Consider the following 892-nt stretch of genomic DNA (forward strand, 5'->3'; position numbering starts at 1 on the left):
CTCCTGGACGAGATCGAGGATCCGGACGGAGCAGGTTCAGCCGTTCAGCTCAGGTTCGAGTGCCCCATCGTGCGCCGCGGGTCGGTAGCCCCGCCCCGGCAGCAGTAAGCGAGGACATCGCGCACCCCAGTTCTCCCACGAAGTCTTACCGGTTCCGTGTGGGCCGGGTGCGGCTGCTGCAACAGCCGCACCCGGACGGAACCACCTTCCCAACCACCATTTCCAGCAGTAGAAGGACAACGTTAATGAAGACGACGCTCAAGCGGCTCCTGGCAGTTAGCGTAGCAGCAGCAACTATTGGAGGCGGTCTTGCCGCCTGCAGTTCGGGGGGAGGTGGCTCCAAGGACGGAGCCAGCGGCGAACTGACCCTTTGGACCCATAATGCGGGCAACCAGGAGGAGCTTGCCGCGATCCAGTCGCTCGTCGATGAATACAACGCCAGCCAGAGCAAGGTAAAAATCAAGGTCCAGGCGTTCCCGCAGGACTCCTACAACGATTCGGTCGTCGCTGCGGCATCGGCCAACAAGCTGCCCTGCATCGTCGATATCGACGGTCCGAACGTCGCCAACTGGGCCTGGTCCAAGTACCTCGCTCCGCTCAAGCTGAGCGCTGATCTGGGCAAGAACCTTCCCGCGACGGTGGGCAAGTGGAACGGCCAGGCTTACTCGGTCGGCTACTACGACGTCGCCCTTGGCCTGATGGCCCGCAAGTCGGACCTCGCTGCCGCGGGCGTGCGGGTGGCCACGGTGGACAAGCCATGGACAAAGGACGAATTCGAATCCGCCCTCGCCTCACTCAAGAAGCTTGGCAAGTGGGAGAACCCGCTTGACCTGGCCACCTCCTACACCGGCGAGTGGCTGCCGTACGCGTACTCGCCATTCCTCCAGTCCGC

At 63.1% G+C, this 892-nt stretch carries 1 protein-coding gene; it reads left to right on the forward strand.

Features of this window, described 5'->3' with window-relative positions; genetic code table 11:
- Window positions 1-245: 245 nt before the first annotated feature.
- The coding region (locus tag LD110_RS23340; protein WP_225502329.1) for an ABC transporter substrate-binding protein at window positions 246-892 on the forward strand (647 nt) is incomplete at its 3' end.

The organism is Arthrobacter sp. M4 (assembly GCF_020251205.1).
Lineage (GTDB): Bacteria > Actinomycetota > Actinomycetes > Actinomycetales > Micrococcaceae > Arthrobacter.